The sequence below is a fragment of the Arsenicicoccus piscis genome (genome assembly GCF_022568835.1).
GTDB lineage: Bacteria > Actinomycetota > Actinomycetes > Actinomycetales > Dermatophilaceae > Arsenicicoccus > Arsenicicoccus piscis.
The window spans coordinates 1-21,324 of the sequence record NZ_JAKZHV010000008.1 but is presented as its reverse complement, the minus strand read 5'-3'; the positions used below and the strand labels follow the sequence as shown (position 1 = coordinate 21,324).

At 71.6% G+C, this 21,324-nt stretch carries 19 protein-coding genes; 14 read left to right on the top strand and 5 right to left on the bottom strand.

What is annotated here, in order from left to right:
- Positions 1-120: 120 nt before the first annotated feature.
- The 7 genes from MM440_RS13505 to MM440_RS13475 all read left to right on the top strand — a co-directional run bounded on the left by MM440_RS13505 (position 121) and on the right by MM440_RS13475 (position 11,907).
- Complete coding sequence (locus tag MM440_RS13505; RefSeq protein ID WP_420914166.1) at positions 121-2,190, top strand: alpha-1,4-glucan--maltose-1-phosphate maltosyltransferase; 2,070 nt, start codon at positions 121-123, stop codon at positions 2,188-2,190.
- Positions 2,191-2,194: 4 nt separating this feature from the next.
- Positions 2,195-3,997, top strand: a complete 1,803-nt coding sequence (gene treS, locus MM440_RS13500) for a maltose alpha-D-glucosyltransferase (RefSeq protein ID WP_241444893.1) — start codon at positions 2,195-2,197, stop codon at positions 3,995-3,997.
- Between the two features lies 1 nt (position 3,998).
- Positions 3,999-7,859, top strand: a complete 3,861-nt coding sequence (gene glgB / locus MM440_RS13495; protein ID WP_241444892.1) for a 1,4-alpha-glucan branching protein GlgB — start codon at positions 3,999-4,001, stop codon at positions 7,857-7,859.
- A 97-nt stretch (positions 7,860-7,956) separates the two neighbouring features.
- Positions 7,957-8,109 carry a hypothetical protein gene (locus tag MM440_RS13490; protein WP_241444891.1) on the top strand — a complete coding sequence of 51 codons (153 nt, stop codon included), beginning with the start codon at positions 7,957-7,959 and terminating at the stop codon, positions 8,107-8,109.
- Positions 8,110-8,209: 100 nt separating this feature from the next.
- Positions 8,210-9,547: a lipase family protein gene (locus tag MM440_RS13485; RefSeq protein ID WP_241444889.1), complete on the top strand. Its 1,338-nt coding sequence runs from the start codon at positions 8,210-8,212 to the stop codon at positions 9,545-9,547.
- A 138-nt stretch (positions 9,548-9,685) separates the two neighbouring features.
- Complete coding sequence (pgm, locus tag MM440_RS13480) at positions 9,686-11,350, top strand: phosphoglucomutase (alpha-D-glucose-1,6-bisphosphate-dependent) (protein WP_241444887.1); 1,665 nt, start codon at positions 9,686-9,688, stop codon at positions 11,348-11,350.
- A complete protein-coding gene (locus tag MM440_RS13475; RefSeq protein ID WP_241444885.1) occupies positions 11,347-11,907 on the top strand; it encodes a GNAT family N-acetyltransferase in 561 nt (186 codons plus the stop codon). Before pgm ends, MM440_RS13475 begins: the two co-directional genes overlap by 4 nt.
- Positions 11,908-11,909: 2 nt before the next feature.
- Here the strand turns inward: MM440_RS13475 and MM440_RS13470 are convergent, their stop codons facing one another.
- From MM440_RS13470 to MM440_RS13460, 3 genes are all read right to left on the bottom strand, one after another.
- On the bottom strand, positions 11,910-12,932 hold the full coding sequence (locus MM440_RS13470; protein WP_241444883.1) for an LLM class flavin-dependent oxidoreductase: 1,023 nt from the start codon (positions 12,930-12,932) through the stop codon (positions 11,910-11,912).
- Between the two features lie 100 nt (positions 12,933-13,032).
- Positions 13,033-13,470, bottom strand: coding sequence for a hypothetical protein (locus tag MM440_RS13465; protein WP_241444882.1), 438 nt, complete (start codon positions 13,468-13,470; stop codon positions 13,033-13,035).
- The gene (locus MM440_RS13460; RefSeq protein WP_241444881.1) at positions 13,409-14,419 is read right to left on the bottom strand and encodes a phospholipase D-like domain-containing protein; all 1,011 of its coding nucleotides are present in this window, start codon (positions 14,417-14,419) and stop codon (positions 13,409-13,411) included. Before MM440_RS13460 ends, MM440_RS13465 begins: the two co-directional genes overlap by 62 nt.
- A 56-nt stretch (positions 14,420-14,475) precedes the next feature.
- Between MM440_RS13460 and MM440_RS13455 the strand changes: the two genes are divergently transcribed.
- The 5 genes from MM440_RS13455 to MM440_RS13435 all read left to right on the top strand — a co-directional run bounded on the left by MM440_RS13455 (position 14,476) and on the right by MM440_RS13435 (position 17,644).
- Positions 14,476-15,294, top strand: a complete 819-nt coding sequence (locus MM440_RS13455) for an inositol monophosphatase family protein (protein WP_241444880.1) — start codon at positions 14,476-14,478, stop codon at positions 15,292-15,294.
- Entirely contained in the window at positions 15,291-15,971 is a 681-nt protein-coding gene (locus tag MM440_RS13450) for a 4'-phosphopantetheinyl transferase family protein (RefSeq protein ID WP_241444879.1), read from the top strand. The genes MM440_RS13455 and MM440_RS13450 overlap by 4 nt, the downstream gene beginning before the upstream one ends.
- Positions 15,968-16,420: a hypothetical protein gene (locus MM440_RS13445; protein WP_241444878.1), complete on the top strand. Its 453-nt coding sequence runs from the start codon at positions 15,968-15,970 to the stop codon at positions 16,418-16,420. The genes MM440_RS13450 and MM440_RS13445 overlap by 4 nt, the downstream gene beginning before the upstream one ends.
- Positions 16,421-16,615: 195 nt before the next feature.
- The gene (locus MM440_RS13440; RefSeq protein ID WP_241444877.1) at positions 16,616-17,098 is read left to right on the top strand and encodes an MFS transporter; all 483 of its coding nucleotides are present in this window, start codon (positions 16,616-16,618) and stop codon (positions 17,096-17,098) included.
- A 381-nt stretch (positions 17,099-17,479) separates the two neighbouring features.
- Positions 17,480-17,644 (top strand): hypothetical protein, encoded by a 165-nt coding sequence (locus MM440_RS13435; protein WP_241444876.1) that lies wholly within the window; start codon positions 17,480-17,482, stop codon positions 17,642-17,644.
- A 50-nt stretch (positions 17,645-17,694) separates the two neighbouring features.
- On the opposite strand, the gene MM440_RS13430 is transcribed toward MM440_RS13435, so the two are convergent.
- Positions 17,695-18,648: a tetratricopeptide repeat protein gene (locus tag MM440_RS13430; RefSeq protein ID WP_241444874.1), complete on the bottom strand. Its 954-nt coding sequence runs from the start codon at positions 18,646-18,648 to the stop codon at positions 17,695-17,697.
- Positions 18,649-18,691: 43 nt separating this feature from the next.
- Entirely contained in the window at positions 18,692-19,633 is a 942-nt protein-coding gene (locus MM440_RS13425) for a hypothetical protein (protein ID WP_241444872.1), read from the bottom strand.
- A gap of 767 nt (positions 19,634-20,400) precedes the next feature.
- Here MM440_RS13425 and MM440_RS13420 point away from each other — a divergent pair.
- Both MM440_RS13420 and MM440_RS17640 read left to right on the top strand, forming a co-directional pair.
- Entirely contained in the window at positions 20,401-20,547 is a 147-nt protein-coding gene (locus tag MM440_RS13420) for a hypothetical protein (RefSeq protein WP_241444870.1), read from the top strand.
- 57 nt (positions 20,548-20,604) lie between these two features.
- The gene (locus MM440_RS17640) at positions 20,605-20,982 is read left to right on the top strand and encodes a 3'-5' exonuclease (protein ID WP_420914165.1); all 378 of its coding nucleotides are present in this window, start codon (positions 20,605-20,607) and stop codon (positions 20,980-20,982) included.
- The last annotated feature ends 342 nt before the right edge of the window (positions 20,983-21,324 follow it).

The following is a 21,324-nucleotide window of genomic DNA, read 5'->3' as shown; positions in this document are numbered from 1 at the left end:
CCCGGCAACGACCGGCCGGAGCCTGCGGACACGCTGGCTCCGGCCGACCCCTACCTCGTCGACGACCAACCCGTCGACCACGCCTCCACCCTCGCCGACGCCCTCCCGGCGGACGCGACGATCGAGGTCGACGAGCAGGCCGAAGAGCACGCCGACGACACGACCGACCCCGGTGTCCCGGTCTCCGTCCCGCCGCAGCTGCCCATCGGGCGGATCCCGGTCGAGGACGTCTTCCCGACCGTCGACTGCGGTCGCCGCCCCGCGAAGTCCGTCGTGGGCGAGACGTTCACCGTGTGGGCCACCGTCTTCCGCGAGGGCCACGACGCGGTCAACGCGAGCGTCGCGCTGCACGACCCCGACGGCGGCGTCACGCACGTCCCGATGACCTGCGTCGAGCCCGGCCTCAACCTGTGGTCGGCCGAGATCTCCGCCGACCGCGAGGGCCTGTGGAGCTACAGTGTCGAGGGCTGGTCCGACCCCTACGGCACCTGGCACCACGACGCCGTCATCAAGGTCGAGGCCGGGGTCGACACCGAGCTGATGCTCGAGGAGGGCGCCCGCGTCCTGCAGCGCGCCCTCGACGAGGTCGAGCGCACGCCCGAGCAGGCGCGCGTGCTGCACGACGCCATCTGGGGCCTGCGCGAGGTGCAGCGGCCCCCGCTGATCCGCCTCGGTGCCGGCATCTCGCCGGCCGTCGAGGAGGAGCTGGCGCGCCGCCCGCTGCGCGACATGGTCAGCCCGTCGCCCGCCCAGTCCTGGCTCGTGGAGCGCAAGCTCGCCCTGACCGGCGCGTGGTACGAGATGTTCCCGCGCTCGGAGGGCGCCTACCGCGACCCCGACACCGGCGTGTGGCGCAGCGGCACGCTGCGCACCGCGATGGACCGGCTGCCGGCGATCGCCGACATGGGCTTCGACGTCGTCTACCTCACCCCGATCCACCCCATCGGGCGCACCAACCGCAAGGGTCCCAACAACACCCTCAACGCCGGGCCGCTCGACCCGGGCTCGCCCTACGCCATCGGCTCGGCCGACGGCGGGCACGACGCCATCCACCCCGACCTCGGCACGTTCGAGGACTTCGACGCCTTCGTCGCCCGCGCCAAGGAGCTCGGCATGGAGGTCTGCCTCGACATCGCGCTGCAGTGCTCCCCCGACCACCCCTGGGTGACCTCCCACCCCGAGTGGTTCACGACGCGCGCCGACGGCTCGATCGCCTACGCCGAGAACCCGCCCAAGAAGTACCAGGACATCTACCCGGTCAATTTCGACAACGACCCGGCGGGCATCTACGCCGAGGTGCGGCGGGTCATCCAGGTGTGGATCGACCACGGCGTCACGCTGTTCCGGGTCGACAACCCGCACACCAAGCCGGTCGAGTTCTGGCAGTGGCTGATCCAGGACGTGGCGACGGAGCGACCCGACATCATCTGGCTGGCCGAGGCGTTCACCAAGCCGGCGATGATGCACACGCTCGGCAAGATCGGCTTCCAGCAGTCCTACACCTACTACGCCTGGCGCAACCAGAAGTGGGAGCTCGAGGAGTACGTCAGCGAGCTCGCCGGCGACGCGGCCGCCTACATGCGCCCGTCGTTCTGGCCGACGACGCACGACATCCTCACCCCCTACATGCAGTACGGCGGGCCGACCGCCTGGAAGCTGCGGGCCGCGGTCGCCGCGACCATCGTGCCGACCTACGGGATCTACACCGGTTATGAGCTCGTAGAGCACGTCGCGCGCCCCGGCGCCGAGGAGCAGATCGACAACGAGAAGTACGAGTTCAAGGACCGCCGCTGGATGGACTACGAGCCGGGCGGGCACAAGGAGGGCCAGTCGCTGCACGGTTATCTCAAGCGGCTCAACGAGATTCGTCGCGATCACCCGGCGCTGCACTGGCTGCGCAACATCACGTTCCACCACGTGGACGACGAGAACGTCATGTGCTACTCGAAGGCGGTCAAGACCGGGGAGGGGCGCGAGGACGTCGTCATCGTCGTGGCCAACCTCGACCCGCACGCCACCCGCGAGACGTGGGTCCACCTGGACCTGCCGGCGCTCGGCCTCGAGTGGCACGAGGGCTTCGTCGCCCACGACCTGATCACCGGGGACTCCTGGCACTGGGGTGCCCACAACTTCGTCCGGCTCGGCAAGGACACCGAGCCGGTCCACATCATCGAGCTCCGGAGGTTCTGACCCAGTGCAAGGCCTGTCACTCAACCAGCCCGGTCTGCGGCACGACGCGCAGTGGTTCCGCAAGGCGGTGTTCTACGAGGTCCTCGTGCGCGGCTTCGCGGACTCCAACGGATCGGGCGCCGGGGACTTCACCGGACTCATCTCCAAGCTCGACTACCTGCAGTGGCTCGGCGTCGACTGCCTCTGGCTGCCGCCGTTCTACGCCTCGCCGCTGCGCGACGGCGGCTACGACATCGCCGACTACCGCGCGGTGCTGCCCGAGTTCGGCACCCTGCCGGAGTTCAAGGAGCTCGTCGCTCAGGCGCACGCCCGCGGGATCCGGATCATCACCGACTTCGTGATGAATCACACGAGCGACCAGCACGAGTGGTTCAAGGCGTCGCGGGAGAACCCCGACGGCCCCTACGGCGACTACTACGTGTGGAGCGACGACGACACCAAGTACGGCGACGCGCGCATCATCTTCGTCGACACCGAGGTGTCCAACTGGACCTTCGACCCGATCCGGCGCCAGTTCTTCTGGCACCGCTTCTTCTCCCACCAGCCGGACCTCAACTTCGAGAACCCGCGGGTCCAGGAGGAGATGTTCGACATCGTCCGGTTCTGGATGGACATGGGCATCGACGGCTTCCGCCTGGACGCCGTGCCCTACCTGTTCGAGGAGGAGGGGCACAACGGCGAGAACCACCCCAAGACCCACCAGTTCCTCGCCGCGCTGCGCCGGATGGTCGACACCGAGTACCCGGGCCGGATCCTGCTGGCCGAGGCCAACCAGATGCCGCACGAGGTCGTCGACTACTTCGGCACCGACGAGGACCCCGAGTGCCAGATGTGCTTCCACTTCCCCGTCATGCCGCGCATCTACTACGCGCTGCGCGAGGGCAAGGCGGCGCCCATCGCCCGCGTGCTCGCCGAGACGCCGGACATCCCCAAGGGCGGGCAGTGGGGCACCTTCTTGCGCAACCACGACGAGCTGACGCTCGAGATGGTCGACAGCGAGGAGCGGGCCGCGATGTACGGCTGGTACGCCCCCGACCGCCGCATGCGCGCCAACATCGGCATCCGCCGCCGGCTCGCGCCGCTGCTCGACAACAGCCGCGCCGAGCTCGAGCTCATCAACGCCCTGGTGCTGTCGCTGCCCGGCTCGCCGTGCCTCTACTACGGCGACGAGATCGGCATGGGCGACAACATCTGGCTGAACGACCGCGACGCGGTCCGCACGCCCATGCAGTGGACCCCGGACCGCAACGCGGGCTTCTCCAGCGCGGACCCCGGCAAGCTCTACCTGCCGACCATCACCAGCCTCGTCTACCACTACAACAACGTGAACGTCGAGGCGCAGATGTCCAGCTCGGGCTCGCTGCTGCACTGGACGCGCGGCATGCTCGCCGTGCGCAAGCAGCACCCGGTGATGGGTATGGGCACCTTCGAGGTCGTCGACTCGGCCAACGAGGCGGTGCTCGCCTTCGTGCGCGAGCTGCGCAGCGAGGACGCCGTCGACGACGAGACCCCCGAGGTCGTGCTGTGCGTCAACAACCTCTCGCCGCGTCCGCAGGGCGCGACGATCACGCTGCCGCGCCGGTTCGCCGGCGCCGTGGTCTCCGACCTGTTCGGCGGCCAGGGCTTCGAGTCGGTCAGCGAGGACGGGCACCTGGCCATCACCCTCGGCTCGCGCAGCTTCTACTGGCTGCGCCTGTCGCTGCCCGAGGGCGGGGACTTCCCGCGCCGCCGCGCCGCCGCCAAGAAGGCCACGGAGCCGGCCGCTCCCGCACCGGCCAAGCAGACCACCCGTCGAAAGGAGGCGTGACGTGGCCAAGCCCTCCGTGATCGAGGACGCCACCCTCACCCCGTCCAAGATCGACCTCATCAGCGAGTGGCTCCCCGCCCAGCGCTGGTACCTCGGCAAGGGACACACCCCGTCCCTCGTGCGCGTCGGCAGCTACCGCTTCGCCGACGCCGACGACGTGGTGGGCATCGAGACCCACCTGTTCGCCGACACGGCCGCCGAGCCGTCCGTGCTCTACCAGATCCCGGTGACCTACCGCGGCACCCCGCTGGCCGGGGCGGAGCGCGCGCTCATCGGCACGATGGAGCACTCCACGCTCGGCACGCGCTACGTCTACGACGGTCCGCACGACCCGGCCTACACCGCCGAGCTGCTGCGCACGATCGTCGAGGAGGACGTGCACTCCGAGCCCACCCGCGGGGTGGTCGACACGCACGTCTTCGGCCGCCCTGCGTCCGGGGCCTCCCGCGTGCGCGACTTCGTCGTGATGTCCTCCAAGGTGCTGTCCGGCGAGCAGTCCAACACCTCGATCATCTTCGACACCCAGGACCCCGACGGCGTGTCGAAACCGTTGATCATCAAGGTGTTTCGCGCCCTGCACCCCGGGTGGAACCCGGACGTCACCGTGCAGACCGCGCTCGCCGAGGCGGGCTCCACCCTGGTGCCCCGCCCCGTCGGCGCGCTCGAGGGCACCTGGACGAGCGACTCGGTGCCGATGACCGGCCACCTCGCGTTCGCCCAGGAGTTTTTCCCCGGCACCCAGGACGCCTGGCGCGTCGCGCTCGCGGCGATCGACACCGACCACGACTTCAGCGACCGGTCGCGGGCCCTCGGCGAGGCGACCGGCGAGGTGCACCGCACTCTCGCGCAGGTCCTGCCCACGGCCACCGCCACCTCCGTAGACCGTTCCGCGCTCGCCGACAGCATGCGCCGACGCTACGAGCAGGCCGCCACCGAGGTGCCGGCGCTGCGCGAGCAGGAGGCCGAGATCGCGGCGATCCTCGACGAGGTCGTGGCCGCGCCCTGGCCGGTGCTGCAGCGCATCCACGGCGACTACCACCTGGGCCAGGTGCTCGACGTGCCCGGTCGCGGCTGGGTGCTGCTCGACTTCGAGGGCGAGCCGCTGCGCCCGCTCGTCGAGCGCAACGCCCCCGACCTCGCGCTGCGCGACGTCGCCGGCATGCTGCGGTCCTTCGACTACGCCGCCGGTCAGCACGAGCAGACCCACCCCGGCAGCTCCGCGGCGCACTGGGCGACCGCCTGCCGCGAGGCGTTCCTCGACGGCTACACGTCCGCGACGGGCGCCGACCCGCGCACCGAGCCCGCCGTGCTGCGGGCCCTCGAGCTCGACAAGGCTCTCTACGAAGTGGTCTACGAGGCGCGCAACCGGCCCTCGTGGATCTCCATCCCCACGAACGCCATCGAGCGGCTCGTGAACTCCCCGAAAGAAGATGCCACTGTGACGAAGGACAAGACACCCCCGGTCGCGGAGGCCAGCACGACCCCCGCTCCCACGACGACGCCACGGTCGGCCGCTCCCATCCCGGTCCACACCGACCAGATCAACCGGCTGGTGCACGGCCACCACCACAACCCGCACGAGGTGCTCGGGCCGCGCGTCGCCGACGGCTCGGTGACCGTGCGCACCTTCAAGCCGCGCGCCAAGAGCGTGACCCTGCAGACCGAGGCCGGCGAGACGCCGTTCACCCACGAGCACGAGGGCGTGTGGGTCGCGGTCGTCCCCGGCACCGAGGTCCCCGACTACCGCGTGCTCGTCGACTGGGGCGACGGTTTCGTCCACACCATCGACGACCCCTACCGGTTCCTGCCGACCCTGGGCGAGATCGACCTGCACCTGATCTCCGAGGGCCGCCACGAGCAGCTGTGGACCGTCCTCGGCTCGCACGTCATCGAGTACGACGGGCCGCTCGGCAAGACCCGCGGCACTGCGTTCGCCGTGTGGGCGCCCAACGCCGAGGCGATCCGGGTCGCCGGCGACTTCAACGCCTGGGACTCCCAGTCCCACCCGATGCGCTCCATGGGCATCTCCGGCGTGTGGGAGCTGTTCGTCCCCGGCGTCGAGGCCGGTGCGCGCTACAAGTACGAGATCCTCGGCCACGACGGCCAGTGGCGCGCCAAGGCCGACCCGCTGGCCCGCGCCACCGAGATCCCGCCCGCCACCGCGTCGGTCGTCGACGTCTCCAGCTACGAGTGGCGCGACGCCGACTGGGTCGCCCGGCGCGAGCAGTCGCAGCCGCACCAGGAGCCGATGAGCATCTACGAGGTGCACCTCGGCTCGTGGCGGATGGGGCTGTCCTACACCGAGCTCGCCGACCAGCTGGTCAACTACGTCAAGGACCTCGGCTTCACGCACGTCGAGTTCATGCCGGTCGCCGAGCACCCCTACGCCCCCTCGTGGGGCTACCAGGTCACCGGCTACTACGCCCCGACCTCGCGGTTCGGCTCCCCCGACGAGTTCCGCTACCTCGTCGACGAGCTGCACAAGGCCGGCATCGGCGTGCTCGTCGACTGGGTCCCGGCGCACTTCCCCAAGGACGCCTTCGCGCTCGCCCGCTTCGACGGCCAGGCGCTCTACGAGCACCCGGACCCCCGCCGCGGCGACCAGCCCGACTGGGGCACCCACGTGTTCGACTTCGGTCGTCCGCAGGTGCGCAACTTCCTCGTCGCCAACGCGCTCTACTGGTTCGAGGAGTTCCACATCGACGGGCTGCGCGTCGACGCGGTCGCCTCGATGCTCTACCTCGACTACTCGCGCAAGGACGGCGAGTGGACGCCCAACCAGTTCGGCGGCCGCGAGCACCTCGAGGCGGTGCAGTTCCTCCAGGAGACCAACGCCACGGTCTACAAGAAGCACCCGGGTGTGCTGATGATCGCCGAGGAGTCCACCTCCTGGCCCGGCGTCACGCGTCCGACCCACCTCGGCGGTCTCGGTTTCGGCTTCAAGTGGAACATGGGCTGGATGCACGACACCCTCGCCTACGTCGAGCACGAGCCGATCCACAAGCAATACCACCACCACGAGATGACCTTCTCCCTGGTCTACGCGTGGAGCGAGAACTTCGTGCTGCCGATCTCGCACGACGAGGTCGTCTACGGCAAGGGGTCGCTGCTGCGCAAGATGCCCGGAGACCGGTGGCAGCAGCTGGCCAACCTGCGCGCGTACCTCGGGTTCATGTGGAGCCACCCCGGCAAGCAGCTGCTCTTCATGGGCCAGGAGTTCGCGCAGGAGGCCGAGTGGGCCGACGCGCAGTCGCTCGACTGGTGGCTGCTCGACCAGCCGTGGCACCTGGACGTGCACCAGATGCTGAAATCGATGAACCACCTCTACGCCTCCCGGCCGGCGCTGTGGCAGCTCGACACCTCGCCGGAGGGCTTCGCCTGGATCGACGCCAACGACGCGCAGGGCAACACCTTCTCGTTCCTGCGCTACGGCAAGGCGCCGGAGACCCGGGCCGTCGCCACGAGCGCCGGTACCTCGGGCACCGAGACCTCGGTCACGGATCCGGCGCTGCACGGCGAGGCGCAGCAGGACGAGCGCCCGGTCGTCGCGGTGGTGTCCAACTTCTCCGGCGGCCCGCACTACCAGTACCGCATCGGCCTGCCCCGGCCGGGCGTCTGGAACGAGATCCTCAACACCGACGCCGAGGCCTGGAACGGCTCGGGCGTCGGCAACATGGGCCGGATCGTCGCCGAGGAGATCCCCTGGCACGGCCTGCCCTACTCGGCCGAGATCGTCGTGCCCCCGCTCGCGACCGTGTGGTTCGAGCCCGAGGGCTCGGTCGCCGCGGACACGGACGAGACCGAGACGTCGGCAACGACGACGTCTGCAACGACGGGGTCCGCCACGCCTGACCAGCGGTAGACACCACGGTCGAGGCTGTGTCCGACGGGCATGCTCCAGGTCGCTGACCTGGGGCATGCCCGTGACCTTTTCGTCCCTCAAGGATGCGCACCTGACGATGACGACGACCTATGCACGGCTCGTGGTCGTGACCGTTCCACTTCTGGACCACAGGTGGCAGTCGTGGGTGGCGTCGAGGGACTGGGGCGTCGCGGTGCACGTCGTCGGCTTCCTCAACCGCGTGGGAGAGGACTTCGTGGCTCGGGGCTAGCAACGCACCCGGATGAGTCGCAGCGTTTCATCTCGCGCGCCCTGCCCTACCGGTCGGTAACCTTCGGACGTCCCAGCCCTGCAGTCCTGCAAGGCCACCGATGTCCCGACAGCTGTCTTCGCTCCTGCCCACCTCCTCCCGGCGCGCGTCCCGACGTTCCTCCCGACGAACGCCGCGGCACACCTCGCTCGCCCTCGCCGCAGGCCTCACTGCCGCCGGCCTGGTCGCTGCCGCCGGCACCGCCCACGCCGACGAGCACGCCATCCCTGGCACCGCCGGGGCCACCACGCTGACGGGCGTCGCCGAGGCCACGCGCCCCGCGTTCTACGAGCCGCCGGCGACGATCCCGAGCATCCCGGGCACGGTGATCCGTCAGGAGCCCGCCACCCAGGTCCTCGACCCGCTCGGGGTGACGGCCACGTTCTACGACGCGCGCCGGATCATGTACTCCTCGCGCGACCGCGAGGGTCACCCGATCGCCGTCACCGGTCTGGTCGTGCAGCCCCGCGCGCCCTACGTCGGCACGACGCGGCGGCCGGTCATCGGCTACGCCGTCGGCACCCAGGGCATGGGCGACCGCTGCGCGCCGTCCCGGCAGTTCGCGGAGAACACCGAGTACGAATCCGCCCTGATGGCAGGCCTGCTCGCCCGTGGCTACACGCTCGCCATCACGGACTACCAGGGTCTCGGCACACCGGGCACCCACACCTACATGACCCGCGCGGCGCAAGGCCAGGCGGTGCTCGATGCCGTGCGCGCGACCGAGGGCGCGGGCTTCTCCGACACCACGCCCGAGAGCCCCGTCGGGATCACCGGCTACTCCCAGGGCGGTGGCGCAGCGGCCGCCGCGGCCGAGCTCGCCTCCACCTATGCCCCCGAGCTGCAGGTGAAGGGCGTCGCCGCCGGCGCGGTCCCCGCCGACCTCGCGGCCGTGTCGCGGGTGGTCGACGGCACGCTCTACTCGGCGTTCGGGTTCTACGCGACCGCCGGCCTCAACGCGGCCTACCACATCGACCCCGCCCAGACCCTCAGCGCACAGGGCGTCGAGACCTTGAAGAAGGTCGAAGGTGCCTGTGTCACAGACCTATTCGACTCCTCGTTCGTCTCCTCCAGCGTGCTGACCCACGACGGCAAGCCGTTGTCCTCGCTGTTCGACAGCGAGCCGATGAAGTCGGTCCTGGCGGACAACCGGATCGGTCAGCGCAAGCCCGCCATGCCGGCCCTGCTCACCCACTCGATGCTCGACGACGTCATCCCCTTCGCCGTCGGCAAGCAGCTCGCCAAGGACTGGTGCGCCAAGGGCGCGACGGTCAGCTTCCAGGCCAACCTCGCCCCCGGTCACGTCGGCGGCATCGCACCGCACGTCGCGGCCGTCCCCGGCTGGTTCGAGGCGCGCTTCCTCGGGCTCCCGGCGATCTCCACCTGCACCCTGCTGTAGACCGTGCCCCCACCTCCCAGCGCCGAGCCGTCCACCCGAGCCGTCCACTCGAGCCGTCCACTCGAGCCGTCCACTCGAGCCGTCCACTCGAGCGCGACCCGGGTCGCCAGACGAGCGACGCGCTGGGAGGATGGGGTCATGACCCACGAACGCGCAGGGCAGCTCGCCCAACCTCAGGACCTGGTCGACGTCGCCCACCTGATCACGTCGTACTACACCGGCAAGCCGGACCCCGACAACATCGACCAGCAGGTCGCCTTCGGCACGTCCGGGCACCGCGGCAGCAGTCTGAAGACCGCGTTCAACGAGGACCACATCGTCGCCACGACGCAGGCGATCGTCGACTACCGCACCCAGCAGGGCTTCGACGGGCCGCTGTTCATCGGCCGGGACACGCACGGCCTCTCCGAGCCGGCCTGGGCCAGCGCCATCGAGGTGCTCGTCGCCAACGACGTGATCACCCTGGTCGACGACCACGACGGCTACACGCCGACCCCGGCGGTCTCGCACGCCATCCTGACGGCCAACAAGGGCAAGATCGGCGGCGTCGACGACCTCCCCGCGCACATCGGGCTCGCGGACGGCATCGTGGTGACGCCCTCGCACAACCCGCCCACCGACGGTGGTTTCAAGTACAACCCGCCGCACGGTGGCCCGGCCGACACCGACGCCACGAAGTGGATCGCCAACAAGGCCAACGACTACATCAAGGCCGGTCTCGAGGGCGTCAAGCGCATCCCGTTCGCCCGGGCTCGCGCCGCCTGCAAGCCCTACGACTTCATGGGCACCTACGTCCGTGACCTGCCCAACGTCATCGACGTCGAGGCGATCAAGGCCGCCGGCGTCCGGATCGGCGCCGACCCGCTCGGTGGTGCTGCGGTCGAGTACTGGGGCGCCATCGCCGAGACGCACGGCCTGGACCTCACCGTCGTCAACCCGCTGGTGGACCCCACCTGGCGGTTCATGACGCTCGACTGGGACGGCAAGATCCGGATGGACTGCTCGTCGCCGTCGGCCATGGCCAGCCTGATCGCCCAGAAGGACAAGTACCAGATCGCCACGGGCAACGACGCCGACTCCGACCGGCACGGCATCGTCACCCCCGACGCCGGGCTGATGAACCCCAACCACTACCTGTCGGTCGCGATCCAGTACCTCTTCAGCGGGGCCCGTCCAGGCTGGCGCGAGGACGGCTTCGTCGGCAAGACGCTCGTGTCGAGCTCGATGATCGACCGCGTCGCCGCCGACCTCGGCCGCCGCCTCGTCGAGGTGCCGGTCGGGTTCAAGTGGTTCGTGCCCGGGCTGCTCGACGGCTCTGGTCCGTTCGGCGGCGAGGAGTCCGCGGGCGCGTCGTTCCTGCGCAAGGACGGGTCGGTGTGGACCACCGACAAGGACGGCATCCTGCTGGCCCTGCTCGCCTCGGAGATCCAGGCCGTGACCGACCGCTCCCCGAGCCAGCACTACGCCGACCTCGTGGCCAAGCACGGCGACCCGGCCTACGCCCGCGTCGACGCCCCGGCCAACCGCGAGCAGAAGGCCAAGCTGGCGGCGCTCTCCCCCGACGACGTCAAGGCCTCCACCCTGGCCGGCGAGGAGATCACCGCCAAGCTGACGCGGGCGCCCGGCAACGACGCCCCCATCGGTGGCCTCAAGGTCGTCACCGAGAACGCCTGGTTCGCGGCGCGCCCGTCCGGCACCGAGGACGTCTACAAGATCTACGCCGAGTCGTTCAAGGGCCCCGAGCACCTGGCAGAGGTGCAGTCCGAGGCTCGCGAGGTCGTCTCGGCCGCGCTCGGCGCGTGACCCAGCCCGACCGTCCCGGTGAGGCCGTGCTGCGGCCTCGCCGGGACGAGGACGTCCCCGCGCTGGTGGAGGTGCTGCTCGCCCAGCAGCCGCTCACGCACTACCCCTATCGCCGCGAGCTGCCCTTCCCCATCGAGCAGTTCATCCGCCGCGACCGGGAGCTCGCGGCCTGGACCGCCGAGGTCGACGGCCATCCCGTCGGGCACGTGTGCGTCCAGCGCCCCGAGGGCAGCGTGAGCGCTTGCCTCATGCTCGACGACGAGGTGACTCCGGCGTGGGTCCAGGGCCACAACCGCCCGGTCGACGAGCTCGCCACTGTGTCAGCGCTTTTCGTGGACCTGAGCCAGCGGGGCAGCGGGCTCGGCGGGCGGCTGCTCGACGTCGCGGTCGACGAGATCCGCTCGCGTGGGCTCGGCCCGTGCCTCGACGTCATCCAGGGCTACTCCCCCGCGCCGCTCATCTATCAGAAGCGCGGGTGGCGGGTCGTCGGCACGGCGCGTCCGCCCTGGCTGGACCAGGCCGACGCGCCGGTGCTGGCGATGGTGCTGCCGGGCTGAGCTCAGTCGATCGTGGCGACGATCTCGAGGGCACGCAGCCGGTTGTCCATCCCGGGGATGGCGTTGGTGAACATCAGCTCGTCGGCGTCGGACTCGGCCCGGAACCACTGCAGGTAGTCCGCCACGTCCGCGGCGTCACCGACGGCGGTGTAGGTCATCATGTGCCGCGCCTGCTCGCCGAGCGGCGAGTGCAGGACGAAGTCGAGCTGGTCGTCGGTCAGCTCCTGGCCGCGCGGGAGCTGTCGGGACGCCAGGGACGCGGCGCGGGCGCGAAGCGTCTTGTCCCGCAACGCCTTCGCCTCCTCGGTGGAGTCGGCGGCGACGACGTTGAGCGCCGCGATCACGTAGGGCGACTCGAGCTGCTCGGACGGGCGGAACTCGGCGCGGTAGGCCTGCACCGCTGGCTTGAGCGCGTCGGGGGCGAAGTGGCTGGCGAAGGCGTAGGGCAGCCCGAGAGCGGCAGCGAGCTTCGCGCCGAACAGCGACGAGCCGAGGATGTAGAGCGGGACGTTGGTCCCCTTGCCGGGCACCGCCTCGATCCCCTCCACCTTGGTCTCCTCGGCGAGGTAGCCCTGCAGCTCCACGACGTCCTGGGGGAACCGGTCGGAGGCGCGCGGGTCGCGGCGCAGCGCCGCCCAGGTGCGCTGGTCGGTGCCGGGCGCGCGCCCGAGGCCGAGGTCGATTCGGTCGGGATAGAGCTCGGCGAGGGTGCCGAACTGCTCGGCGATCACCAGCGGCGAGTGGTTCGGCAGCATGACGCCGCCCGAGCCCACCCGGATGCGCTCGGTGTGCGCCGCGATGTGGGTGAGCAGGACCGACGTGGCCGCCGAGGCGATGCTGGCCATGTTGTGGTGCTCCGCGAACCACAGCCGCTCGAACCGGCCCAGCTGGTCGGCCTTCTGGGCGAGCGTGGTGCTCTCGGCGAGGGCCTCGCCGACGCTCTGGCGGTGCCCCACCGTGGCGAGGTCGAGGATCGACAGCGGCAGTCGGTCGGTGGACTGGGACGGTGCGGAAGGCGTGGACACGAGGGCTCCCTGCGGTGAGGTCTACGGCGGTGGCAGCGGCCGGACGCGCGGCCCGGCTCTCCTACGCGGCAACGGGCTCACCGAGCGATCCATTCCCGCTTCAGAACTCGTGGCGACGTCGCAGCGGCGCCGGACGACCGTCCGGGTCGTGCACCAGCTCGTAGATCGGGGTGGCCCAGAGCCGCTGCAGCAGCGACAGGTCGACGGGCGCCTGCTCGCGCAGGCGACCCGGCGGCCGGGTGCCGCGCCGGCCGCCGTCGTGCCACGCCTGCAGCCGCTCGGCGCTGGCGCGGTAGGTCGCGAGCATCCCCTCGGGGGTGAGGCAGTCGGCCATCAGCTCAGCGAGACCGTCGTCGTCGGTGCCGGGGGCGATCTCGCGATCCAGGTGCTCGGCTGCGAGCGTGAGCCGCAACCGCCCCGCCCAGGCGTTGTAGTCCGACCGCGACTCGTCCACCACCACGGCCGACAGCTCCGAGTCATGGGTCCAGGAGCGGCGATTGAAGTTGTCGGAGCCCACGCTCGCCCAGCGGTCGTCCATGACGCACACCTTCGCGTGGACGTAGACCGGGTCGCCGGCGTGGTTCTCGGGGCCGAAGAAGCCGACCCGATCCGGGGCGGCCGCGGCGATCGCGTCCAGGGCCTGACGCCGCCCCAGCAGCTGCGGGGTGCGGGACAGCGCACCGCCCTGGTCGGTGAAGCGAGGGAGCACCCCGACGCGGAGCCTGCTCGGGCAGCGGGTCGGGCGACACGTCGTCACCGCGCAGTCGATCGCGCAGCATGCGGAACACGTTGCGGGACAACGGGGTCGGGTCCTCCCACCGCTCGCGGAAGACCGTCTCGACGTCGTGCACGGCCGGCCCGGAGATGGCTACCTGGACGTCGTGCCAGGCCGGGGTGGGGCCGAACTCCTCGGCCATCGGCACCGCCTGCGGGTCGCCCTCGTGGGCCGCGTCGTCACGGCGCGTGTGGCACAGGTCGATGCCACCGACGTAGGCGACGTCGTCCTTCGGCCGGTCCCGGTGTCGGATCACGACGAACTTCTGGTGGTGGCTGCCACCGGTGCGCACCCGCATGTCGAGGAGCACCTCGGCGCCGTGCTGCTGCAGCTGCTCACCGATGCGGCGGTTCTGCTCGGCGGAGAACGCCAGCTTGTCCCAGTGCGAGCGCCACACCAGGCCGCGGACGTCGACACCGCGCTCGGCGGCCCGCGACAGCACGGACACGATGTCGGAGCCCGGGTCGTCGGTGAGCCGCTCGTCGGGGTCGCCGCGCCAGTCGGTGAACCACACGAGGTCACCCTCGCGGGTCGCCTCGAGTCGCGCGTAGAGGTCCGCGAAGTAGGTCGCCCCATGCACCAGCGGGGTGACGCGGTTGCCGGTCGACCACGCCTGGTCGCCCGGGTGCTGGTCGTCCAGCCGCGAGCGCGGGTTGGCACGTTCGGTCTGCGTGAGCAACCACTGCGTGCCGACCGCCTGGGGATTCGGCATCTGCCCACTCTAGGCAGACTCGGTCGTCGACGCGCGCACCGTGAGAGGCTGGAGCCATGAGCGAAGCCGCACCCTTCGACGCCGCCGGAGCCGCCGCCGAAGCCGCCGACGACTCGACGCTGACCGACCTGGAGCTGGCCGCGACCCTCGTGCGCGAGGCGGGGACGCTGGCGCTGCAGATGCGCGGCGGGGGCCTGCAGACGCACACCAAGACGTCGGTGTCCGACGTCGTCACGGCGGCGGACCACGCGGCTGAGCGGCTGGTCGGGGACCGGCTGCGGGCCGCTCGCCCGGACGACGGGATCCTTGGCGAGGAGGGCACCGCGAAGGAGCCCGCCAGCGGCCGCACCTGGGTGATCGACCCGGTGGACGGGACCTACAACTTCGCCTCCGGCCTGTCCCACTGGTGCAGCGCGCTTGCCCTCACCGGACCAGCCGGTGTGGTCCTCGGCGCGGTCTACCACCCGCAGAGCGACGAGCTGTGGCTCGGTGGCCCCGAGCTGCCGACCACGCGCAACGGCGAGCCGGTCGAGCGCATCGAGGACCGACCGCTGGACCAGATCAGTGCCGCGACCTACCTGCACCCGACCCGGTTCACCCGGCCCGAGATCTTCGAGCCGTGGAAGGCCGCGACCTCGCGCGTCGCGACCGTGCGCATGCTCGGCTCGTCGTCGGTCGACCTCGCGTCCGTGGCCGGCGGCCGGATCGGCGTGTGGTATCAACACTCCTGCCCCGACTGGGACTGGCTGCCCGGCAAGGCGCTGGTCGAGGGCGCGGGCGGCGCCACGGCCCTCGTGCAGGTGGGCCCGGTCCGCTGGCACGTCGCCGGCGCACCCACCGGGGTGGCCGGGATCGTGGCCGCGCTCGGGTCGTGACCTCCGGCCGGACCGTCGCCGCGGTCGGGTCGAGCGAGTCGCTCGTGGCGCAGTGGTCCGGCGGCTCCGCCTACCCCGTCGCGCTGCGCCAGCTGCTCAGCGAGGCCGAGCAGCAGCGCCACGACCGGCTGCGTCGATCGAACGACCGGCGGGACTACCTCGCCGCTCACCTGCTCGTCCGGGTGCTCGTTCGCGGGCTCGCCGTCGGCGCGGGGCTCGACCACCTTGACCCGGCCTCTCCGCTGGACGTGGCCGCGCTCGCCGCCATCGAGATCGAGCAGCGCTGCCCGACCTGCGGACGCACGGGGCACGGCCGCCCGGCGGTCGTCCGCGGGCCCGACGTCGCCGTCTCGTGGGCGCACGCGGACGGAGTCGTGGCAGCAGCGGTCACGCCCGGACGCACCACCGCCATCGGCATCGACGTAGAGCGGATCGGGGCTCGGTCCGAGCGTGCGGCCGGGGTGTCGACCTCCACCTGGTGCCGGATGGAGTGCGCCGTGAAGGCCGGCCTGACCGACCTCGACCAGGTCCTCGCCCATGGGGTGCCACCCACGCCCGGGCTGTGCTGGACCGAGCACGCCGTAGACCTCGCCGGTCACCTCACCCAGGTCACCGTGCTCGCCCCCGGCGTGGCCCGGGTCTGCCCCGCCACGCCACCGGGTATGCCCCGCCCATGAGCGACCCCACGCAGACCCCGGCCACCCCGTCCCAGCTGAGCGACGCCGACAAGGACGTCATCCGTCGCGGCGCCTTCGGCGCGATCGCCCTGGTCTCCAAGGCAGACCCCGGCTTCTTCGCGACCTTCAAGGAGTCGATGGCCGGCTCCAAGGCCCTGGCCAAGGCGCCCGAGCAGATCCGTGAGCTCCTCCAGGGCGGGCTGATGGCGCCGCCGAGCGGCTCGCCCGAGCAGGTCGAGTCCAAGATCCTCGGCGACCTCAAGGCCGCGATGGCAGCGCTCGCGTCCCACCCGGAGCTGCAGCGCGGCTACCGCGAGGTGCTCGAGAGCGCGATGAACGAGGTCGCCGGCGCCTCCAAGGGCGTCTCCCACGACGAGCAGGCCGAGATCGACCGGATCCGCGGCGTCCTCGACGGCAGCGCTGACACCCCCGGCAGCGCCGGAGCCTGATCCTGCTCGTTCGCACCGCCACCGACTCGCTGACGCCTGCGCGCTAGCCCCTGCCGCTAGTCCCTCCCCGCTAGCCTCTCCAGAATGACCTGGAGGGGACGCCTCGGCCGACGCGGCGCCATCCCCGAGGTGCTGCGGTCCCGCGACTACGCCTGATTCTACGGCGCTCGGGTCAGCTCGACGCTCGGGACCGCGATGGCCACCGTCGCGCTGACCTTTGGCGTGCTCGAGATCGACGGCTCGCCCGGCGCGCTCGCCCTGGTCCTGGCGGCGCGCACCGGCGCCTGCTGCCTGCTGCTGCTGCTCACCCACACGGCGAGCATCGCCACCTTGGTCGTCCTCGAGGCGGTCAACGGCGCCGTCACCGCTTTCACCATGCCCGCCATGCTGGGGATCGTCCCCGAGCTGGTGCCCCGGCCGCTGCTGCAACAGGCCAACGCGCTGCTGTCCTTCACCCGTTCCGGGATGCAAATCCTCGGCCCTACGATCGCAGCCCTGCTCGTCGTCGGTGTCGGTGCCGGATGGGCGCTGGCGTTCGATGCGCTCACCTACGTGCTGGCGATCGGCTGCCTGGCTCGGGTGCGCCTCCCGGCCGCGAGAGCGTCCGGCCCCGATCATCCCCTGCTGAGCTGCGGGCGGGCTGGACCGAGTTCACCGTGCGACGCTGGGTGTGGGTGATCGTCGTCGCCTTCGGCATCCTCAACGCCGTCAGCGCCGGAGGCTGGCTCGTCCTCGGACCAGTTGTCGCCAAGGCCACCGCCGGCTTCGGCGAGCGCGGCTGGGGTCTCGCGCTCAGCGTGGAGTCCGTAGGCCTGCTGGTCGGGACGGTCCTGCTGCTGCGTCTGAGGCTGCGGCGACCGTTGCTCGCCGGCATGATCGCCGTCGCGGGCGTCGCGCTGCCGATCCTCGCCCTCGGAGGCGGGCTCACCGCTCCCTGGGTCGCCACGGCGGCGCTCTTCGCCGGTGTCGGGTCCGCGATCTTCGGGGTCGCCTGGGACACCGCACTGCAGCAGCACGTCCCGCAGGCCGCGCTCTCGCGGGTCTACAGCTACGACATGCTTGGCAGCTTCGTCGCCATGCCCGTGGGTCAGCTCGCGTGGGGGGCTGATCGCGTCCGCCGTCGACCCGCACCGACTCATGGTGGTGAGCGGGGTGGTCTACCTGATCGTTGCCCTCGGCACCCTCACGATCCGCAGCGTCCGAACGCTGCCCGACCAGGCGTAGACCGCGCCACCGGAACTGCCGCGTCTGGCTGGGTGAGGCCCTGGCTCAGGTCAGAACAGGGCGCTCATCAGCGAGGTGCGGCCCTTCTTGACGCGGGGGTCGTCGTTGCCGATGACGTCGAACAGCCCGATCAGGTGCAGGCGCGCTGCGTCGCGGTCGTCGCCCGCGTGCGTGCGCACGAAGTCGATCAGCCGGGTGAACGCGTCCTCCAGGTGACCACCGAGCACGTCGAGGTCGGCCACCATCGTCTGGGCGGCGACGTCGTCGGGGCGCTCGGCCGCGGCCTGGCGCGCCTGGGCGAGGTCGACGCCCTGGGTGCGGGCCAGCAGCTGCATCTGCGCGAGGCCGAGCTGGGCCTCGCGGTCGTCGGGGTTGTCCGCCAGGGCCTTCGTGAAGGCGGCGATGGCCCCGTCGAGGTCGCCACGGTCTACGGCGTCGTAGGCCTCCTGGATCAGCGGCGGGAGCGGCGGCTCGACCTCAGCGCCATTGCCCTCGGCGTCCTCGGCACCCGGCACGCGGCCGGTGATGCCGTTGCTGACGGCGATCTTGAGCAGCTCGTCGACGTAGGCAGTGATGACCTCGCGCGGCTGCGGCCCGACGAAGAGCGGCACCGGCTGACCCTGCAGCATGCCGATCGCCATCGGGATCTGCTGCACCTGAAGGGCTTGCGCCAGAGAGGGATTCGCGTCGATGTCGACGGTGGCGAGCTGGAAGCGACCGCCCGCCGCCCTGGCGACGGCCGAGAAGTCGTCGACCACCGCGCGGGTCTCGGGGCGCGACGCCGACCACAGCAGCAGCACCACGGGCACCGAGATGGAGGAGTTCATGATCGCGGGGACGGTCGCGTCGGTCGCCTCGACCACCACGCCGCCCTGGGCCTGCGAGCCACCGGCAGCGGGGCCGGCGGGCTTGGACCCGGCGGCTCCGGGCTGCGGGCGCGCAGCCAGCGCGCCGAGATCGACGGCGCCACGCAGCGGCGCACCGGGGAACGGTTGAGACGTCATGGGCTCATTGTCTCCTATCTGGCGCGATGTGCCGAAGTCGCGGTCAGGAGCCGCTCGCGGACACGGTGCGCTCGTCGGCACCGACCAGGTGGGCCTGCCCGGCGCCCTTCGGCACCTCGAACGCGAGGGCCTCCTGGGTGACCCAGGTCCCCTTGTGCTTCAGCGTCTTGGGACCCTTCGCCGCCTGGAAGGCAGCCGGCGTGGCCACCTCGGCTCCCTCGGTCACGGTGATCGTCGTCGTGCGCTCCAGCGTCGCGAGGACCAGCGCTCCGCCGTCGGCCTGGGTCACCGTCGTCGTGCCCGGCAGGATGCGCTGGGTGGACGTCGCCGATCCGGCGCCCTTGACCCCGTCGGCCAGCTGCGTCTCGGCCGCCCGCACTTGGGCGGCGAACGGGTCGGCCGCCACGGTCTTGGGCAGCGGGCTCGGCGAGGGATGCACGAGAGACTTCGCGTAGGCCGTGACCAGCGCCTCCGGGGTGATCGCCAGCCCGGCCGGCGCGCTGAACGCGGTGCCGCTGGACAGCGAGGGGAAGGCCCGCACCTGGGCGCCGTCGAGCAGCGGCACCAACCGGGTGGCCTTCGCCGCGGCGGACGCGGCCGGCTGGGTGACGACGACGAGCGCGGGCACACCCTCCTGGGGCTGGGTGACCGCGAGCCAGCTCGCCGGGTAGCCCCCGAGCGGCGTCGAGCGGGCCAGCAGGCGCACCCCCGAGTCCGCGCTGAACGTCGGCCTCGTCGCGCTGCTCGCGGCGCCGCCTGGCGTTGCGGTCGTGGCTGGGGTGGTCGCTGCCGGGGTGGTCACCGCGGCCACCGCGCGCTCGACGATCTGCTGGTCGCTGAGCGCCGCCGTGGTGGGGGCGGTGCTGGGGCTGGTCGTCGTGCTCGGGCTGGTCGTCGTGCTGGGGCTGGTCGCACCGCCGCTGCACGCAGCCAGCAGGGTGGCGGCGCAGGCGACGGACAGCAGACGAGCGGGGGTGCGGGGCACGACAGGGCCTTTCCGGGGTCTACCCAGGGTGTTCGCGGGCCGAACAGCCCTTCCACCATGCCCGACCGGCGCGCAGGCACCAAACTCGGTGCCTGCGTCGTGGGCGCCGGGAGGCGTCGGGTGCGGCCCCGTCGTGACCGGGCCGGACCGCCCTCAGAACCGCGCCGGCTCCCGGTAGATCCCCCATGGCGCGCAGCGCGTCGCAGATCTCGCCGAGGGTCGCCTCGGCGCGGACGGCATCGAGCATGGCCGGGATCACCGTTGGCGATCCTGCGCGACACCTCGACCATCCGGCGGCCGGCGTCGGCGCGATGTCCTCGTGGACGAGCCCGCGCGGCGTCGCTCGAGGTCCAGCAGCGGCTGCTCCACCTCGTGCGACACGCGCAGGATCTCCAGTCTGTGGCGTGGACCGGCCCAGACGATCTACTCCTTCACCGGAGCCACGCCCGAGCACCTGCTCGGGGTTCACGAGCCGCTGGCCGGGCGCAACCGGCACCGTCACGCTCGTGCGCAACTACCGCTCCACCCCGCAGATCGTCTCCCTGCCAACTCGTCATCGGCGCAGGGCGCGCAGGCGCGTCGCCGCGCTCGCTCGTCCAGCTGCAGGCTCAGCGGGACGCCGGTCCGAGGCCCGTCCTCGAGCGGCACGCAGGACCAGGCCGAGGCGCGCGAGGTCGCCTCGGCGATCAAGGCCCGCACGAACGCGGCGTGCCGCCGAGCGAGATCCGCCACGTTGGTGACCAACGGCCAGTCCGATCGGCTGCTGGGTGCGCAGCGCGGAGGCCGACGTGCCCTACCTGGTGCGCGAGGGCGAGAGTCTCGTCAAGAGCGTTGAGGTCCGCGACGCGGTGGTGCTGCTGCCGAGCACCGCGGCGAGCGCTCGGTCGCTCGGCGGTGCGCACGCGACGTGCTGAGCGGGGCTGCGCGGTCAGGCTGAGCCACCTGCGAGCGGGTGGCGCGACCCGCGAGCGGTGGAGTCGCTGCAGGCGCTCGCGTCGCTGGCCGACGACCTCGCTGCGCGCCCGCAGGCCCGGCTGCCCGAGCTGGTCGCCGACCTCGCAGAGCGTGCGTGGCTGTCGAAGCACGCCCCGACGGTGCAGGGCGTCACGCTGGCCAGCCTGCACTTGGCCAAGGGCCTCGAGTGGGACGTCGTCCACCTGGTCGGCTGCTGCGCGGCGGGCTGCCGGCCTCGCCCATCTCGATGGCCGGAGACCGGAGGCCATCGAGGAGGAGCGGCGGCTGTTCTACGTCGGGGTAGGCCATCAGGTCACCGATCAGCCGGGCCGCCTCCCGCAACGTCGGCGGTCGGGCGTCACGGCGCCCGTCGCGCTTCCTCGACGACGCCGTAGCCATCCTGGGCGAGGGAGCGCGCTCGGCACCTGGCGTTCGCCGCTCCGAGATACGCGCCAAGACGGGTCACCGCCGGTGCGCTGCCGCACCTGCGGCACCGAGCTCGAGAGCGCGCCGAGCGCAAGGTCGGCCTTGAACAGCACCTCCGAGCTACGACGAGGCGACCTTCGACCCCGCAGTGCCCGACCTCGCCGAGGCTCATCGGGGCGGAGTCGTCCCCGCCATCAGGTCGTCTTCAACGCCACGCTCAGACCGCCGCCCCCGCGCTCGAGGATCATCTTGTAGCGCTCGTTGGTCTGCACCGGCTTGCCGAGCCGCGACTGCGGATCGTCCAGGCCTTG

Excerpts from the sequence above, each read along its gene's own strand:
- pgm (WP_241444887.1), top strand. The coding sequence starts at position 9,686 with ATGACCCACGAACGCGCAGGGCAGCTCGCCCAACCTCAGGACCTGGTC.
- MM440_RS13465 (WP_241444882.1), bottom strand. The coding sequence starts at position 13,470 with ATGGACGACCGCTGGGCGAGCGTGGGCTCCGACAACTTCAATCGCCGC.
- MM440_RS13490 (WP_241444891.1), top strand. The coding sequence starts at position 7,957 with ATGACGACGACCTATGCACGGCTCGTGGTCGTGACCGTTCCACTTCTG.
- MM440_RS13440 (WP_241444877.1), top strand. The coding sequence starts at position 16,616 with ATGGCCACCGTCGCGCTGACCTTTGGCGTGCTCGAGATCGACGGCTCG.
- MM440_RS13455 (WP_241444880.1), top strand. The coding sequence starts at position 14,476 with ATGAGCGAAGCCGCACCCTTCGACGCCGCCGGAGCCGCCGCCGAAGCC.
- MM440_RS13430 (WP_241444874.1), bottom strand. The coding sequence starts at position 18,648 with ATGACGTCTCAACCGTTCCCCGGTGCGCCGCTGCGTGGCGCCGTCGAT.
- MM440_RS13460 (WP_241444881.1), bottom strand. The coding sequence starts at position 14,419 with ATGCCGAATCCCCAGGCGGTCGGCACGCAGTGGTTGCTCACGCAGACC.
- MM440_RS13445 (WP_241444878.1), top strand. The coding sequence starts at position 15,968 with ATGAGCGACCCCACGCAGACCCCGGCCACCCCGTCCCAGCTGAGCGAC.
- MM440_RS13485 (WP_241444889.1), top strand. The coding sequence starts at position 8,210 with ATGTCCCGACAGCTGTCTTCGCTCCTGCCCACCTCCTCCCGGCGCGCG.